Consider the following 13,504-nt stretch of genomic DNA (forward strand, 5'->3'; position numbering starts at 1 on the left):
CACCCGGGGGCTCCCATACTCTTGCGCCATGGCACGGGCACGATCGGCACGGCAGACGCATTTCATCGAGCAGGAGGCGGAATCCGCTGAAGGACTCGGTACGCATCTGCATACCTGCGATCATCCGGAATGTCGCCGCGAAGGGCGTTTCCCGGCACCCAAAAGCCGCGAACCGCGCGATGGCCGCTACTGGTTCTGCCTGGAGCATGTGCGGCAATACAATCTCGGCTGGGATTTCTTCCGCGGCATGACGCCGGAGGAAGTGGAGGAGTATCAGCGCGAGGACATGCTGGGCCACCGCCCGACCTGGACTTTCGGCACCAAGGCGCCGAATGGCGACGAGCCGCAGGTCTGGGTCAAGGACGATCTCGGCATCCTGGCCGATGTCGGCATTGTGATAAATGGCGGCCGGCGCCGCCCGGGGCCGGAGCCGATTTTCGAGCCGCGCGAGCGCGAGGCTTTGCAGGAACTGGATTTCGACCTCCAGGCGCTGAAGCCGCCGCTGCGCTGGGCCGATATCAAGGCGCAATACAAGCAAATGGTGAAACGCTACCACCCGGACGCCAATGGCGGCGACCGCGATGCGGAAGAGCGGCTGAAAAGCATCAACCAAGCCTATGCGTACCTGGAATCCCGGGGCTATACTTGAAGGATCGACCCGGGAAGCCGCAGCCCTCCGCCCAGACGACAAGAAATTACCCGAAACGAGAGTCACGATGACGGCCATTCAGACCAAGCCAGTTTCTTCGCCATTTGCCGCCGCCGGCATGCCGGACATGCCCGATGTGAAGATTTCCGTGCGCGATGTGTTCGGTATCGACAGCGACATGACGGTGCCGGGCTTCTCGCACCGTTCCGAGCATGTGCCTGACCTCGACAGCACCTACCGCTTCGACCGCGAGACCACGCTCGCCATCCTGGCCGGCTTTGCCCATAACCGCCGCGTCATGGTTCAAGGCTATCACGGCACCGGCAAGTCGACCCATATCGAGCAGGTCGCCGCCCGCCTGAACTGGCCCTGCGTGCGCGTCAATCTCGACAGCCATATCAGCCGCATCGATCTCGTCGGCAAGGACGCCATCGTGCTGCGCGACGGCAAGCAGGTGACCGAATTCCGCGAAGGCATCCTGCCCTGGGCGCTGCAGTCGCCCGTCGCCCTGGTGTTCGACGAATACGATGCCGGCCGCCCGGACGTGATGTTCGTGATCCAGCGCGTGCTGGAAGTGGAAGGCAAGCTCACCCTGCTCGACCAGAACCGCGTGATCCGCCCGCACAAGGCGTTCCGCCTGTTCTCGACCGCCAACACCATCGGCCTTGGCGACACCACCGGGCTCTATCACGGTACGCAGCAGATCAACCAGGGCCAGATGGACCGCTGGTCGATCGTCACCACGCTGAACTACCTGCCGGCCGAAGATGAAGTCGCCATCGTGGCGGCGAAGTCGCCGAGCTATCAGGATGTGGCGGGGCGCAAGCTGCTGTCGCAGATGGTGGCGGTGGCCGAACTGACCCGCGCCGGTTTCATCAATGGCGACATTTCCACCGTGATGAGCCCGCGTACCGTCATCACCTGGGCCGAGAATGCGCGCATCTTTGGCAGCGTCGGCTTCGCCTTCCGCGTCACCTTCCTCAACAAGTGCGACGAACTGGAGCGCGCCACGGTGGCGGAATACTACCAGCGCTGCTTCGGCGAGGAACTGCCGGAAACGGCGGCGAAGGTCGACCTGAAGTAACGGGACGGGCTGAACCACCATGGCGGGTAAGCCGGAATCGCCCATCGAGCCGTTCAAGCGTGCGCTCGGCAATGCGACCCGCTCGATTGCCGGTGAGCGCGAGCTGCAGGTTACGTTCGGGCCGGAAACGCCCGGCCTGCGTGGCCTGCGCGCACGCCTGCCGGTGCCGGGCCGTGATCTGCCGGTGGCCGAAGTGGCACAGTTGCGCGGCCTGGCCGATTCCATGGCGCTGCGGCTGAAGCATCACGACGACAAGCTACATTCCAAGCTGCTGCCGCAGGGCGGCACCGCGCGCGCGGTGTTCGATGCGGTGGAGCAGGCGCGTGTCGAGGCGATTGGCGCCAATCGCATGCCGGGCATGGCGCAGAATCTTTCGGCCGCCTTGGAGGATCGCTGCAAGAGCCGTGGCTTCCAGAAGGTGAAGGACCGTTCGGAAGCGCCGCTGGCCGAGGCCGTGGGCCTGATGGCGCGCGAGCGCCTTACCGGCCTGGCCGTGCCGGAAACCGCGCGCACCATGGTGGAGATGTGGCGCAGCTTCATCGAGGAGAAGGGCGGTACCGATCTCGACCGCCTGATGGACTCGCTGCATGACCAGCGCGCCTTCGCCAAGCTGGCGCGCAAGCTGATCAAGGATCTCGACCTCGCCGACGAAGAGAGCGGCGATATGTCGGAGGATGACGAGAATTCCGACCAGGACAGCCAAGGCCAGCAGCCGCAGAGCCAGTCGGAGGGCGAAGACAGCCAGGAGGGCGAATCTTCCGCCTCTGGCGAGCAGCAGGCGGAAGCCTCCGATGCCGGCGGCGGCGAGGCCGCCGAGATGGAAGCCGAGGCCGGCATGGAGCAGCAGGTCGCCGGCGCGGGCGAGGAGGCCGGCAAAGGCCGCCGCCCGCCGATGGGCGACAATTACGGCGCCAACCGCGAGCAGACCTACAAGGCTTACACCAAGCAGTTCGACGAAGTGGTGGAAGCCGACGACCTTTGCGATGCCGAGGAACTGGCCCGCCTGCGCCATCATCTCGACCAGCAGCTCAATCACCTGCAAAGCGTGGTCGGCCGGCTGGCCAACCGCTTGCAGCGCCGCCTGCTGGCGAAGCAGACTCGCTCCTGGGATTTCGATCTTGAGGAAGGCATTCTCGACGCGGCGCGGCTGGCACGCATCGTTGCCAACCCGACCCTGTCGCTTTCCTACAAGGAAGAGAAGGAAACCGATTTCCGCGATACGGTCGTGTCGCTGCTGATTGATAATTCCGGCTCCATGCGCGGCCGTCCGATCACGGTGGCGGCGATGTGCGCTGATATCCTGGCGCGCACGCTGGAGCGCTGCGCCGTGAAGGTGGAGATCCTCGGCTTCACCACGCGCGCCTGGAAGGGCGGGCAGAGCCGCGAGAAATGGCTGAACGAGAACAAGCCTGCCGCACCAGGCCGCCTCAATGACCTGCGCCATATCGTCTACAAGGGCGCCGATGCACCCTGGCGCCGCGCCCGGCGCAATCTCGGACTGATGCTGCGCGAAGGCCTGTTGAAGGAAAATATCGACGGCGAAGCGCTGATGTGGGCGCATGACCGCCTGCTCGCCCGTCCGGAACAGCGCCGCATCCTGATGGTGATTTCGGATGGCGCGCCGGTGGATGATTCCACGCTCTCGGTCAATCCCGGCAATTATCTCGACCGCCATCTGCGCGAGACTATCGAGTGGATCGAGCGCCGCTCGCCGGTGGAACTCACCGCCATCGGTATCGGCCATGACGTGACGCGCTACTATCGCCGTGCTGTCACCATTGTCGATGCCGAACAGCTCGGCGGTGTGATGATGGAACGTCTGGCCGAATTGTTCGAGGACGATCCTGGCGCCAAGGGCGCTGGCACTGGCCGGAGCCGAGGGCGCTCGCGCGCCGCCTGACTTCCCGATCATCACGGGTTCCGTGGAACTCGTGACTTTTTCGCCACATGGGTGAATGAAGGGCGCGCAACACAATCGCGCCGCTTTGGTGGCATTTTTGCGCCACAATTCGCCTCGTATGCTCACGCCCGCTCAAACCAGGGAGGTGCGCATGCACATGGAGCAGAGAGTAGTGGCAGCATTCGCTGCCATGCTGGCGGTGGGTATCGGTCTCGCCGCCTGTGAGAAAGCCCCGGAATATTCAGCATCTGCGCCTGGCACCGCGTCTGCGGGTGCCGGAGCCATTCCGGCCACAGCCGGCGCCCCAGTCGCGCGGCAAAGGATGGAGATGGGTATCGCCCGTCCCATGGCCGTCATGCCTGCGGCGGCTCCGTCAGCTTCGTTGCCAGGCAATGATCGTTTTGCCAATGCACCGGTCAATCCGGTGCATGCCACGCTGGATAGCCCGGTCTCCACCTTCAGTATCGATGTCGATACGGCATCCTATGCCGTGGCGCGGCGCTTCCTGCGCAGCGGCAGCCTGCCGCCGGTGCAGGCGGTGCGCAGCGAGGAGATGATCAACTATTTCTCCTACGATTACGCCCGCCCCAGCGATCCGGCGCAGCCCTTCGCCATCGATGTGGCGCTGATGCCGACACCGTGGAATGAGCATAGCCGCCTGCTGCGCATTGGCCTGCAGGGCTATAGTCGTGCCGAGCAGCAGCGGCCGCTGGCGAATATCACCTTCCTGGTCGATGTTTCCGGCTCGATGTTTGCCGAAGACCGCCTGCCGCTCGCCAAGGCGGCGATGCGGCAGATGCTGGCGGCATTGCAGCCGGAAGACCGGGTGGCCATCGTCACCTATGCCAACGGCACCGCCGTGCCGCTCAGTTCAACACGGGCCGCTGACCGCGCCGCTGTCGAACGGGTGATCGACAGCCTGCATGCCAGCGGCGGTACTGCCGGCAGCGATGGCCTGCGGCTCGCCTATACCGAGGCCGAGCGTGGCTTCGTCGCCGGGGCCGCCAACCGCGTGATCCTGATGACCGACGGCGATTTCAATCTCGGCACCGTCGATGGTTCCAGCCTGGAAACTTTCATTGCTTCCAAGCGCAAGACCGGCATCTACCTCTCGGTGCTCGGCTTCGGTCTCGGCAATCTCAATGACGGGCTGATGCAGAAGCTGGCCCAGGCCGGCAACGGCACCGCCGCCTATATCGACACGCTGGACGAGGCCCGCCGCGTGCTGGTGGACAATCTCGCCGCCGCCTTGCTGCCGATTGCCGATGACGTAAAAATCCAGGTCGAGTTCAATCCGGTCCAGGTCGCCGAATACCGCCTGATTGGTTATGAGACGCGCGGCCTGCGGCGTGAGGATTTCAAGAACGATGCCATTGATGCCGGCGAGATCGGCGATGGTCACCGTGTCACCGCGCTCTATGAAATCACCGCACCCGGCAGCAAGGGGCAGAAGCTGGATCCACTGCGCTATGGCGGCACGCCAGCTACATCGGGGCATAATGCCGACAAGGCCAGTGAGGAAATCGCCTTCGTGCGTCTGCGCTATAAGCGCCCAGGCGAAAGCAGCAGCCAGGAGATGGCCCGCGCCGTAACAAAAAACGATGTCTATACCGAAGCCTCGGCGCCTGCCGATCTGCGCTTTGCCGCCGCCGTTGCCGGCTTTGCCCAGAGCCTGCGTGGTGATCCTTATCTCAATGGCTATGGCCTGCGCCAAGTGGCGGGTCTGGCAGAAGGGGCCACCGGCAAGGATCCGGGTGGCTGGCGCGCCGAGTTTCTGCGGCTGGTGCGCAGCGCCGAAAGTATGAAGCGCTAGGTGGGTATGAAGCGTTAGCCGATTTTCTTGATGCTATCGAGCAGCGACCCGAGCTTTGCCCTGGTCGAGTTGCTCAAGGCATCGGGGGCCGTCAATGCAGGGTCGGCATTGGCGGCTTCCGGCGCCCCTGCGCGCGGCTCGGCTGGCCCGAGCAGGCTGTTGATAGCGCCAACCAGTTGCGCCAGGTCGATGGGCTTGGCCACATAGGCATTCATGCCGGCGTTGAGATAGATGGTGCGGTCGCCTTCCATGGCATTGGCGGTCAGCGCAATGATCGGCAATTGCCCGGCTGGCGGTGGCAGCCGGCGGATGGCGCGGGTAGCAGCCATGCCGTCCATCTCCGGCATCTGCACATCCATCAGCACGACATCATAGGGTGCGGTCTGCACGGCAGTGCAGGCTTCAACGCCATTATTCACCATGTCGACATGGTGGCCGAGCCGCCGCAGCATGGTGGCGATCACCATCTGGTTCACCTGGTTGTCTTCGGCCACCAGCACGCGTAACGGCCGGCCGAGTGCGGAGCGGCGCAGGTCTTCGGCGCGCGGCGCTTCTGTCAGGCTCGGCGCAATGCCTTCCGGCAGGGTGAGGCGGAACCAGAAGCGGCTGCCTTTCCACTCCTCGCTCTCGGCGCCGATCTGGCCGCCCATCAGTTCGACCAACTGGCGCGAAATCGCCAGGCCGAGACCAGTGCCGCCGAAACGGCGGCTGATCGAGCGGTCGGCCTGGGTGAAATGGGTGAACAGGCCGTCGATCTTGTCGGCGGCGATGCCGATGCCGGTATCTTCCACTGCCACGGTCAGGCTGACTTGATCATTGCGGCCGCGCGCGGCGGTCACGGCAATGGTGACGCTGCCATGATCGGTGAACTTGATCGCGTTACCTACCAGATTGAACAGCACCTGGCGGATGCGGCTGGGATCGCCGCGCAGATAGCGCGGCGTGTCCTCGGCCATGCGCACGGTGAGCGCCACGCCCTTGGTGGTGGCGCGTGGCCCCATCATGAACACGATGCTTTCGATCAGCCGAGGCAGGTCGAAATCCACCTCGTCCAGCCGCACCTTGCCGGCTTCCAGCTTGGAGAAGTCCAGGATGTCGTTCAACAGCACCAGCAGATGCTCGGCGGATTCACGCGCGGCGCCCAGCAGTTTACGCTGCTCGTCATCCAGCGTGGTATCGCCCAGCAGGCCGACCGAACCGAGCACGCCGTTCAGCGGCGTGCGGATTTCATGGCTCATCATCGCCAGGAAATCGCCCTTGGCGCGGTTCGCCGCTTCGGCGCGGTCCTTGGCCTGGGCATAGCGGTCGGCGAGATCGCTGAGGCGCGCGGCCTGATCTTCCACCTGGCGCTTGGCTGTTGCCAGATCGACCAGATTGGTTTCCAGTGCCCGCTGCTGCTGTTTCAGCGCCGTGATATCGGTGGCGATGCCGACCAGGCCGCCATCGGCGGTGCGGCGTTCGGCGGTACGCAGCCAGCGGCCATCGGCCAGGCGCAGTTCGCTGCTGCCGTTTGCCGGCATCATCTGCTCACGCTCGGCAAGCCAGGCATCCACCTCACCCGGGGCCACATCCACCAGCTTGCCGGCGATGGAGGCGCGCAGGATGTCGGCAAAAGCCATGCCCGGCACCAGCAGATGGCTGATCTCGGCATGGAAATCGCGGAAGCGGCTGTTGCACAGTACCAGGCGGTGGTCGCGATCGTAGAGTACGAAGCCGTCGGAAATGCTTTCGATGGCATCGGCAAGCTGGCGCTCGGCGCGTTTCAACTCACTGATATCGGAGAAGATCGAGATCACGCCGCCATCGGCGATGCGGTGGCGCGTGATGCGCAGCCACACACCAGGCCGTGGTTCTGCGATCATCGGCCGGCCATCAGGCTGATACAGCGACTGGCGCAGCTCATGGCGGAATGCCTGGGAATCAACGCCAGAGTTATCCACCAGGCGCAGCCGCATGATTTCCTCGAACAGCAATTCCATATGCACGCCTGGGCGCACGATAGCCGGGTCATGGCCGCTGATTTCGTAGAATCGGCTGTTCGCCATCACCATGCGCTCGTCGGGGCCGTAGAGCAGGAAGCCGTCCGGCAGGCTCTCGATCGAATCGCGCAGGCGCTGTTCGGCGCGCTTGATATCGGAAATATCGGCAAAGGTGGCGATCATGCCGCCCTGGGCGATGCGCTGGCGCGTCACGCGCAGCCAGCGGCCCGGGCGGTATTCGATATCCTGCGGCTGGCCGGAGGGATTGAGGAAATCATGTTCCGCCTGGCGCCGGATGCTGGGCTGCAATTCCACCGGCACGCCCCAGAGATTGCGCTCCACTACCATGCGGATCAATTCCAGGCCATGCATGCCGGGCTTGGCCAGCGCTGGATCATGGCCGGAGAAATCATAGAAGCGCCGGTTGGCCAGCACCAGAAAGCCATCGGCATCGTATAGCGCGAAACCCTCGTCGATGGTTTCGATGGCATCGCGCAGCCGCTGCTCGGCCTGTTTCAGCGCGGTGATATCGGAGGTGATGGCCACCATGCCGCCATCGCCCGTGGGCGCTTCCGAAATCCGCAGCCAGCGGCCATCGGGCAATTGCTGCTCCACCGAATAGCCGGTTCTCTCCATATGCAGCTTCTGCTCGCGCAATTCCTCCCAGGCAGCCAGGTCGGCTTGCGGGAATCTGCCGCCATGTGCCATGGCGCTGCGGATCAGGTCGGCATGCTCGCGGCCGATCAGGCTGGCGTCTTTGCCATTGCCGAAATATTCGGCGCTGCGGGCATTGTGCAGCACCACGCGATCCTGCTCGTCATAGAGCACGAAGCCATCGGGCATATGCTGCAGGGCGGCGGTGAGGCGCTGTTCGGCGCGGCGCGTTGCCAGCATCTGCCGGCGCAGCATCAGGCCAAGCCCGATGGCTACCAGCAGGGCCGCTGCGAACAGCGAGAAATCCGCCATCACATTGCGCCGCCAGTTGCTCAAGGCATCTTCAGGCGCCAGCCCGGCGGCCACCACCAGCGGGTATTTTGCCACGCGGCGATAGGCGACGTAGCGTGCCCGGCCATCGCTACGCCCCGATGAGAGGTAAACGCCCTCGTCATGCTGCGGCAGCATCTCGGTGAACAGCTTCAGCCCGGCATCGCTGGAGCCGATATCGATACCTTGCGGGGTGTGGCGCATCAGCCGCAGGCCATCGGTGCGGTAAAGCGAGAGCAGGGAATGTTTCTGCGGCTGCAGCTTGGCGTAGACGCTGGAGAAATATTCCGGTGCCACCGCCACCACGATAACACCGCCGAAACCACCATTGCCGCGTTCGATGCGGCGGCTGGCACTGATCAGCCATTGCCCGGTGAGGCGGCTCAACATCGGCGCGCCGATGAACAGCCCGGCATCACTGTGCTCGACATGGGCACGGAAATAATCGCGGTCGGAAAGATTGAAGGGCCGCGGCGGATCGGCGCCGCTATCCAGGATCAGGTTGCCCTCCGGATCGAATACGATGAAAGATCGGATCTGCGGCAGGTCCGTCATCATGTTCAGCATGCGGCGGCGTATTTCACCGAGCGGCGCCACCTGCAGCACGCCGGCATCGGTCACGGCATCGGCAAAATATTGCAGGAACAGGTCGACGCCGGAGAAGGTGCGCGCGGCATGTTCGTCCAGCACGCGCGCCAAGGCTTGCACTTGGGCTTGCGCTGCGTTGAGGTCCTCGTCACGCTGGCGGTGTAGTTGCAGCGCCACCGAAATGGCGAGCATGAACAGCACCAAGCCAAGGAACGCGGACAAGACCAGGGATATGTTGCTACGCTTCTGCATGCACCGGGCTATAGCGCCCCCAGAAGAGGAACCAGTTTGCAAAGACTAGCAGATTTGCCGCGTCTTGGCGCAACCGCGCTGCTGGCTCTGTTCTGGTTCGCGTCGGCTTGGGGGCTGCCGGCCTGGATACTGCCGGCCTGGGGCCAGGAACCATTGGTGGTTACGAGCATCCCGCTCGAACTCAACCCGGAGGCGCCAGCTGAACGGCGGCTGGGGGCGCTGGAGTATCTTGGCGGGCTGGTGCTGGCGGGCCAGGGGGGAGGATTCGGCGGCTATTCGGGTCTCTCTGTCGATGCCGATGGCGCCGGCCTGTGGGCGATTTCCGATCGTGGCCACTGGCTGCGGCTGGATTTCACCCGCGATGCCGCCGGGCTGCCCACAGGGGTTGCGGCGGCGGCAATCGCGCCGCTGCTGAGCGCGACGGGCCCGCCGCTGACGGGGAATGTGGCCGATGCCGAAGGGCTGCGCCGTGACCATGATGGCAGCTTTCTGGTCAGTTTCGAACGCGCGCATCGGGTTCGGCGCTATGCCAGCCCGCTCGCCAGGGCCCAGCCGGTACCGATTCCCCGGTCAACACAGCAATTACCCGCCAATGGCGGCCTGGAATCGATCGCGGTGCTGCCCGATGGCAGGCTGGTCCTGATCGGGGAGGAGGCGCTGCCGCCCGAGGCTGGCGGTCGGACCGGCGTCTCGCCGCTATGGATCGGTCGCGAGTCGGCCTGGCGGCAGCTTGGCTGGCCGCAGCACCAGAATTTCCGTCCCACGGATGCGGTTGCCCTGCCGGATGGCGGGTTGCTGGTGCTGGAACGGGATTTCCGCTGGCTGTCGGGCTGGGCGGCACGGCTCAGCCGGGTGAGTGCCGGTGCCCTGGAAGCCAGAGAGGGGGCATTGCTGGCGCCGGAATTGCTGGCGGAATGGGCCAGGCCCTATGCCAATGACAATCTGGAGGCGCTGGACCTGAGACTCGGGCCGGATGGGAGTCCGTGGCTCTATCTGATGTCAGACGACAACCACAGCCCGTTTCAGCGGAGTCTGCTGATGATCTTCAGATTGCCGGAAAATCGCTGAAAACAAGACGCCCGCCCGGGTTTCCCAGGGCGGGCGTGGAACTCATGGGCAGAAATATCAGGCGGCCTTGGTCAACGCCTTCTTCACCTGGCGCTTCAGCTTCTTGGCGTCATCCGACAGCTTCGAGTCGGCGGTCTTCACCAGCCAGTTGTCGAGGCCGCCATTATGTTCCACGGAACGCAGACCCTGCGCCGAGAGGCGCAGTTTCACATTGCGGCCCAGGGCCTCCGAAATCAGCGTAACACCATGCAGATTCGGCATAAAACGACGCAGCGTCTTATTGTTCGCGTGGCTCACATTGTGGCCGAACTGAACACCCTTGCCGGTCACTTCGCAGCGACGAGCCATGACAGACCTCTTTCTGGCTAAACTGCCCAACAAATGCAAAATCGGGCCGGTTTATAGGGGGGCAGGGGCCGCCCGTCAACCAGATTCAGCCCGCAAAATCCGATCTTGGTTATATCGTTGACTCCAGGGGCTCAAGCCCGTATACAGCGGCACCCTTTTGACCGGGCCCCCGTTGGGGCCCTTTTTACGCTTTTCGACGGAGAGCGGTTGTGAAACGGACTTATCAACCCAGCAAGCTGGTGCGCAAGCGCCGCCATGGTTTCCGCGCCCGCATGGCCACCGTTGGTGGCCGCAAGGTGGTGGCTTCGCGCCGCGCCGCTGGCCGCAAGAAGCTGTCGGCCTAATCCCTTAGGACCGAACGCCCATGGCGACGGCTGGCCTCGAACGGCTCCGCCGCCGGGCGGATTACCTACGGGTGCAGGGCGCTGAACGGCGCTCGGCCCAGCCCGGCCTGTTGCTGCAGGCCGCAGTTGCCCCGGATTTCCCAGGCATTAGCCCAGGTATTCGCATTGGCTTCACCGCGTCGCGCAAAGTGGGCAACGCGGTTTTGCGTAATCGCGCCCGCCGCCGCCTCAAGGCGCTGGCGCGCGAATTGCTGCAGGCTCATGCCCAGCCCGGCCATGATTATGTGCTGGTGGCGCGCCAGGCGACGCCCGAACGCGCCTATGGCGATCTGCGCCGCGATCTCGAAGCGGCGCTGAAGCGGCTGAAACTGTGGCGCACGGCGTAACCCGATGAACGCTGAACCGTCATATTCCGTGGCGGCCCGCCTGGTGGCATTGCCGATCCAGGCCTACCGGTTGTTTCTCTCCCCCTGGGTGGGGCATAACTGCCGCTTCCAGCCGACCTGCTCGTGCTATGCACTCGAGGCGCTGGAGCGCCATGGTGCCATGCGCGGCACCTATCTCACCGTCCGGCGCCTGGCGCGTTGCCAGCCGTTCGGTGCCAGCGGTTTCGATCCAGTGCCTCCCGTAGAGGCGCCGGCCAACAAGGCGGATAGTCAAAAGCATGTCTGATCAGAAGAATCTCATCATCGCCATCGCGCTGTCGCTCGCGATCATGCTGGGTTTCCAGTTTTTCGTGGATGCCCCACGCCAGGAGCGGATGCGCGCCGAGCAGGCCGCGCAGAAAGCAGCGCAGGTGACGACGCCCGCTGATGGCTCCAGCGCGCCGACTGCCGCCGGCCAGACTCCGGGCCTCTCGGCCATGCCGAATGTGCCGGGAGCGCCGGTGGTGCCGGGTGCTGCCCGCGAAGCGGTGGTGACCCAGACGCCGCGCGTTGTCATTGATGGCAAGCGGCTGCGCGGTTCGATCAACCTGGTTGGTGGCCGCATCGATGATGTGGTCCTGCCGGATTACAAGGAGACCCTGGCGCCCGACAGCCCGGCGATCACGCTGCTGTCGCCGGCCGGTTCGCCGCATGCCTATTACGCCGAATTCGGTTGGACCGCCGCGCCGGGCGATACCACCAAGCTGCCCGGTGGTCAGACCCGCTGGAGCGCCGACCGCGAGGTGCTGAAGCCGGGCGAGACGCTGACCCTGCGCTGGGACAATGGCGAAGGCGTGGTGTTCACCCGTGCCATTTCGCTCGACGACAATTTCATGTTCAACGTGGTGCAGGGTGTTGAGAACAATGCCGGCAAGCCGCTGACACTGTTCCCCTATGCCCTGCTCTCCCGCCACGGCCTGCCCAAGACCGATGGCCTCTACATCCTGTATGAAGGCCCGCTCGGCGTGTTCCGCCCCAAGGCGGATGAGAAGGGCACGATGAAGGAAGTGCCCTATGGCGACCTCGCCAAGGACAAGACCTCGGAATTCGATTCCGTCGGCGGCTGGGTCGGCTTCACCGACAAATACTGGCTCACCGCTCTGGTGCCGGGCGTGGAGCAGAATGTGAAAGCGCGCTTCACCCATGCCGGCACAGCACCTGCCGAGCGTTTCCAGGTCGATTGGCTCGGCGGCGGCGTTGCCGTGCCGGCCGGTGGCAAGGCTGCTTCGTCCAGCCTGCTGTTCGTCGGCGCCAAGCAGACCGAACTGATCAACCGCTATGAGGAGCGCCACCAGATTCCGCGCTTCGACCTGGCCATCGACTGGGGCTGGTTCCCCTACCTCACCAAGCCGATGTTCTTCGGCATCCACTGGCTCTATGGCGCGGTCGGCAATATCGGCATTGCCATGCTGATCCTCACCGTGGTGGTGAAGCTGCTGTTCTTCCCGCTCGCCTACAAGTCCTATGTGGCGATGAGCGCGATGAAGAAGCTGCAGCCGGAAATGCAGCGCCTGCGCGAGCGCCATGGCGAGAACCGCGAGGCGATGCAGAAGGAGCTGATGGAGCTGTACAAGAAGGAGAAGGTCAATCCAGCCGCTGGCTGCTTGCCGATCCTGTTGCAGATTCCGGTCTTCTTCGCACTCTACAAGGTGCTCTATATCACCATCGAAATGCGCCATGCGCCGTTCTATGGCTGGATCCACGATCTTTCCGCGCCGGACCCGACCTCGTGGATCAACCTGTTCGGCCTGCTGCCCTATGACATCCCGGCGATCTTCGCCGTTGGTGGCCTGCTGCATATCCTCTCGCTTGGTATCTGGCCGATCATCATGGGCGTTACCATGGCGTTGCAGATGCGCCTGAATCCGCAGCCGCCGGATCCGGTGCAGCAGAAGATCTTCGCCCTGATGCCGGTGGTGTTCACCTTCATGCTTGGCTCGTTCGCTTCCGGCCTGGTGATCTACTGGTCCTGGAACAACCTGCTCAGCATCGTGCAGCAGATCATCATCATGCGTCGCATGGGTGTGAAGATCGGCGGCGGTGCCGATCCGGAAGCCGCGAAGAAGTAAG

At 64.1% G+C, this 13,504-nt stretch carries 11 protein-coding genes; 9 read left to right on the forward strand and 2 right to left on the reverse strand.

Annotation, left to right across the window (positions count from 1 at the left end):
• The first annotated feature begins 28 nt into the window (after positions 1 to 28).
• From ACQY7X_RS12970 to ACQY7X_RS12985, 4 genes are all read left to right on the forward strand, one after another.
• Positions 29 to 649: a J domain-containing protein gene (locus tag ACQY7X_RS12970; protein WP_428245707.1), complete on the forward strand. Its 621-nt coding sequence runs from the start codon at positions 29 to 31 to the stop codon at positions 647 to 649.
• 118 nt (positions 650 to 767) lie between these two features.
• Positions 768 to 1,733 (forward strand): cobaltochelatase subunit CobS, encoded by a 966-nt coding sequence (gene cobS / locus ACQY7X_RS12975; RefSeq protein ID WP_428250058.1) that lies wholly within the window; start codon positions 768 to 770, stop codon positions 1,731 to 1,733.
• 19 nt (positions 1,734 to 1,752) lie between these two features.
• Positions 1,753 to 3,633, forward strand: a complete 1,881-nt coding sequence (cobT, locus tag ACQY7X_RS12980) for a cobaltochelatase subunit CobT (RefSeq protein WP_428245709.1) — start codon at positions 1,753 to 1,755, stop codon at positions 3,631 to 3,633.
• Between the two features lie 346 nt (positions 3,634 to 3,979).
• Complete coding sequence (locus ACQY7X_RS12985; RefSeq protein WP_428245711.1) at positions 3,980 to 5,446, forward strand: vWA domain-containing protein; 1,467 nt, start codon at positions 3,980 to 3,982, stop codon at positions 5,444 to 5,446.
• Positions 5,447 to 5,460: 14 nt separating this feature from the next.
• On the opposite strand, the gene ACQY7X_RS12990 is transcribed toward ACQY7X_RS12985, so the two are convergent.
• Positions 5,461 to 9,249, reverse strand: a complete 3,789-nt coding sequence (locus ACQY7X_RS12990; protein WP_428245713.1) for a PAS-domain containing protein — start codon at positions 9,247 to 9,249, stop codon at positions 5,461 to 5,463.
• A gap of 156 nt (positions 9,250 to 9,405) precedes the next feature.
• Here ACQY7X_RS12990 and ACQY7X_RS12995 point away from each other — a divergent pair, with 156 nt between their 5' ends.
• Complete coding sequence (locus tag ACQY7X_RS12995; RefSeq protein WP_428245715.1) at positions 9,406 to 10,317, forward strand: esterase-like activity of phytase family protein; 912 nt, start codon at positions 9,406 to 9,408, stop codon at positions 10,315 to 10,317.
• A gap of 57 nt (positions 10,318 to 10,374) precedes the next feature.
• Here ACQY7X_RS12995 and rpmB read toward each other — a convergent pair whose 3' ends face one another.
• Entirely contained in the window at positions 10,375 to 10,665 is a 291-nt protein-coding gene (gene rpmB / locus ACQY7X_RS13000) for a 50S ribosomal protein L28 (protein ID WP_428245717.1), read from the reverse strand.
• A 209-nt stretch (positions 10,666 to 10,874) separates the two neighbouring features.
• On the opposite strand from rpmB, the gene rpmH reads away from it, so the two are divergent.
• Genes rpmH through yidC form a run of 4 tightly spaced genes read left to right on the forward strand, consistent with a single transcriptional unit; the run spans position 10,875 to position 13,503 of the window.
• On the forward strand, positions 10,875 to 11,009 hold the full coding sequence (rpmH, locus tag ACQY7X_RS13005) for a 50S ribosomal protein L34 (RefSeq protein ID WP_341982715.1): 135 nt from the start codon (positions 10,875 to 10,877) through the stop codon (positions 11,007 to 11,009).
• Between the two features lie 20 nt (positions 11,010 to 11,029).
• Complete coding sequence (gene rnpA, locus ACQY7X_RS13010) at positions 11,030 to 11,395, forward strand: ribonuclease P protein component (protein WP_428245720.1); 366 nt, start codon at positions 11,030 to 11,032, stop codon at positions 11,393 to 11,395.
• A 4-nt stretch (positions 11,396 to 11,399) separates the two neighbouring features.
• Positions 11,400 to 11,681 (forward strand): membrane protein insertion efficiency factor YidD, encoded by a 282-nt coding sequence (gene yidD, locus ACQY7X_RS13015; protein ID WP_428245722.1) that lies wholly within the window; start codon positions 11,400 to 11,402, stop codon positions 11,679 to 11,681.
• Positions 11,674 to 13,503 carry a membrane protein insertase YidC gene (yidC, locus tag ACQY7X_RS13020; RefSeq protein WP_428245724.1) on the forward strand — a complete coding sequence of 610 codons (1,830 nt, stop codon included), beginning with the start codon at positions 11,674 to 11,676 and terminating at the stop codon, positions 13,501 to 13,503. Before yidD ends, yidC begins: the two co-directional genes overlap by 8 nt.
• Position 13,504 lies beyond the last annotated feature (1 nt).

It is taken from the genome of Ferrovibrio sp. (assembly GCF_965278975.1).
Taxonomy (GTDB): Bacteria; Pseudomonadota; Alphaproteobacteria; order Ferrovibrionales; family Ferrovibrionaceae; genus Ferrovibrio.

Excerpts from the sequence above, each read along its gene's own strand:
- yidC (WP_428245724.1), top strand. The coding sequence starts at position 11,674 with ATGTCTGATCAGAAGAATCTCATCATCGCCATCGCGCTGTCGCTCGCG.
- cobS (WP_428250058.1), top strand. The coding sequence starts at position 768 with ATGCCGGACATGCCCGATGTGAAGATTTCCGTGCGCGATGTGTTCGGT.
- ACQY7X_RS12985 (WP_428245711.1), top strand. The coding sequence starts at position 3,980 with ATGGCCGTCATGCCTGCGGCGGCTCCGTCAGCTTCGTTGCCAGGCAAT.
- yidD (WP_428245722.1), top strand. The coding sequence starts at position 11,400 with ATGAACGCTGAACCGTCATATTCCGTGGCGGCCCGCCTGGTGGCATTG.
- rpmB (WP_428245717.1), bottom strand. The coding sequence starts at position 10,665 with ATGGCTCGTCGCTGCGAAGTGACCGGCAAGGGTGTTCAGTTCGGCCAC.
- ACQY7X_RS12970 (WP_428245707.1), top strand. The coding sequence starts at position 29 with ATGGCACGGGCACGATCGGCACGGCAGACGCATTTCATCGAGCAGGAG.
- cobT (WP_428245709.1), top strand. The coding sequence starts at position 1,753 with ATGGCGGGTAAGCCGGAATCGCCCATCGAGCCGTTCAAGCGTGCGCTC.
- ACQY7X_RS12990 (WP_428245713.1), bottom strand. The coding sequence starts at position 9,249 with ATGCAGAAGCGTAGCAACATATCCCTGGTCTTGTCCGCGTTCCTTGGC.
- rnpA (WP_428245720.1), top strand. The coding sequence starts at position 11,030 with ATGGCGACGGCTGGCCTCGAACGGCTCCGCCGCCGGGCGGATTACCTA.